This is a genomic window from Pseudonocardia sp. SID8383, assembly GCF_009864975.1.
In the GTDB taxonomy this organism is placed as follows: domain Bacteria; phylum Actinomycetota; class Actinomycetes; order Mycobacteriales; family Pseudonocardiaceae; genus Pseudonocardia; species Pseudonocardia alni.
In genome coordinates this window covers 1-403 of the sequence record NZ_WWFY01001166.1, presented here as the reverse complement: position 1 = coordinate 403, position 403 = coordinate 1, and the positions used below count along the sequence as shown (strand labels likewise).

The 403-nt window shown below is 80.4% G+C and carries 1 protein-coding gene; it reads right to left on the bottom strand.

Going from position 1 to position 403, the window contains the following annotated elements:
• Positions 1-403: exodeoxyribonuclease V subunit gamma (locus tag GTW08_RS28385; RefSeq protein ID WP_161152772.1), on the bottom strand; the 403-nt coding region annotated here is incomplete at both ends.

Below are 403 nucleotides of genomic sequence, written 5' to 3'. Positions count from 1 at the left end.
GGCGCCTCCGCGCAGGCGGGCCACCGCGTCGTCGAGGCGCTCGGCGGGACCGGGCACCCCGAGCGCGGCGTGCAGGCGGCGCCACAGCTCCGGCTGCCACACCAGGTCGGCGGGCACCGCGTCCTCCCCGGCGCGCCAGCGGCGCAGCAGCTCGGGGCGGTGCGTGGCGTAGGAGCCGAACAGCCCGGCCAGCGTGCGGGCGAGTGCGTAGCGGCGGCCGTGCCCACCCCGCTCCAGGTGCGCGGCGAGAGCGGTGAACCGGTCGTCCCCGGGAGCGGCGACGGCCTCGTCGATCAGCTCCAGCAGCGGCCACACCGACCGGCCGGGCGACCACGGGTCGGTCGCCGGGTCGGTGCCGGTGACGTGCGCGACGACCCCGCCGAGCAGCGCGGCCGGCGCCGGG